Genomic DNA, 2,155 nt, shown 5'->3' with positions numbered 1-2,155 from the left:
ATATTCGACTGTTGCGTCTTTAAGTCCGCATGTGGAGAAAATAACGCGAGTTGCTGAACAAGGCGAAGTAACAGGTGAGGCTAAGTTAACACCAATTCAGCGTTGGTTTTTCGACCGCAAGGTGACAGCTCCGCATCACTTTAACCAAGCGTTTATGTTATACCGGAATCAAGGGTTTGATGTATTAGCTCTTCGTAAGACAATGCGAAAAATTGCTGAACATCATGATGCGCTGCGTATGGTCTTCCGTCAAACAGAACAAGGGTATGAGGCATGGAATCGGGGAATAGGGGAAGAAGAATTATTCAGCTTAGAAGTGATGGATTTCACAGGAAACGCAAACCCTACCTTAGCGATTGAAGAGGCTGCGAACGGGATTCAAAGTAGTATTGATTTAAGTGAAGGGCCGTTAATAAAACTAGGATTGTTCCAATGTGCAGAAGGCGATCATTTGTTGATTGTTATCCATCATTTAGTAGTGGATGGCGTTTCTTGGAGGATATTACTGGAAGATATCGGGGCGGGATATGAACAAGTGGTAAACGAAGAGGCGATTCAACTGCCACAAAAAACAGATTCTTTCCAATTATGGGCAGAACAACTATCCCTTTATGCGAACAGGCCAGATATGGAGAAAGAGCGCGAATATTGGAATGAAATCGAACAAATTCCAACGGGATTGTTGCCGAAGGATGAGGAACAAGATTGTGGTTTGATAAAGGATAGTGAAGACATCACGGTCCAATGGACAGCCTCTGAAACRGAGCAGTTRTTAAAACAAGCAAACCGRGCATATAACACTGAAATCAATGATTTATTGTTAACAGCTTTAGGAATGGCGATTCATCAGTGGACAGGAATGGAAAACATTGTTGTGAATTTAGAAGGACATGGACGAGAATCCATTCTTTCTGATCTCGATATYACTCGTACAGTAGGSTGGTTTACGAGTCAATATCCAGTAGTCTTGCCGATTGAAGCAGGGAGCGATATCTCTCACCGGATTAAGGATATTAAAGAAGGATTACGTCAAATTCCGAATAAAGGGATTGGATATGGTCTTTTAAAATATCTATCTGAAAATCAAGAAAAGCAGRCMTTTACACTGAATCCAGAGATTAGCTTCAACTATTTGGGGCAATTTGACCAAGACTTAGAGAATAGTGCGATGCAAATATCTTCTTATTCAAGTGGTTTATCTGCWAATACAAATCAAYTAAGAGTATTTGTTTTAGATATTAATAGTATGATTTTAGATGGAAAAATGTCGCTTACAATTAAYTATAATCGTAAACAATACCGAAGAGAAACGATAGAACAATTGGCGAATGGGCTGCAATCGAGTTTGCAGGAAGTCATTGAACATTGCATAACGAAAGAGCGAGCGGAGCTCACACCAAGTGATATTATTTTCAAAGGGATGACGATTGAAGCATTAGATCGTGTTGTACAGGAAACGCAACATATAGGCGAAATTGAAAATGTGTATCCNCACACCAAGTGATATTATTTTCAAAGGGATGACGATTGAAGCATTAGATCGTGTTGTACAGGAAACGCAACATATAGGCGAAATTGAAAATGTGTATCCGTTAACTCCAACGCAAAAAGGTATGTTATTTCATAGCTTGATGAATCCGCAATCGGAAGCTTATTTTGAACAAGCAACGTTTGATATGCAGGGAAGTATGAATATAAAGGTATTCACTCAAAGTTTAGAACAGTTAGTGCAAAGACATGCCATATTCCGAACTAACTTTGTGAGTGCTGGGAATGATGAGCCGTTACAAATCGTATATCGAAATAGAAAAATCGATTTTCACTATGAAGATCTTCATGAAATGGAAGAGTCATCACGTGAAGAGTGGGTGAAGAAGTATACGACTGAAGATAAGGAAAGAGGATTTAATCTTGCTGAAGATCATGAAATGGAAGAGTCATCACGTGAAGAGTGGGTGAAGAAGTATACGACTGAAGATAAGGAAAGAGGATTTAATCTTGCTGAAGATGCATTAATGCGTATGACGATCTTACGTACTGAGGAGCAAACATACCATGTTATTTGGAGTTTCCACCATATCCTAATGGATGGTTGGTGTATCCCACTGGTGACACAGGAAATCTTCGAAGCTTACTATGCTATTCAGGAACAAAG

Annotated in this window: 2 protein-coding genes; both read left to right on the top strand. The window is 39.4% G+C overall.

Annotated features, from left to right (window positions below):
* Positions 1-31: 31 nt before the first annotated feature.
* Complete coding sequence (locus tag AZF08_RS23000) at positions 32-1,504, top strand: condensation domain-containing protein (protein WP_063177386.1); 1,473 nt, start codon at positions 32-34, stop codon at positions 1,502-1,504.
* On the top strand, positions 1,482-2,155 hold a 674-nt coding region (locus AZF08_RS22995; protein ID WP_235604079.1), incomplete at its 3' end, for a condensation domain-containing protein. The genes AZF08_RS23000 and AZF08_RS22995, both read left to right, overlap by 23 nt.

The organism is Bacillus gaemokensis, assembly GCF_001590835.1.
GTDB classification, from domain to species: Bacteria; Bacillota; Bacilli; order Bacillales; family Bacillaceae_G; genus Bacillus_A; species Bacillus_A gaemokensis.
Note: the sequence above shows the minus strand (reverse complement) of the source record. Positions and strands in the feature narration are given on the sequence as shown.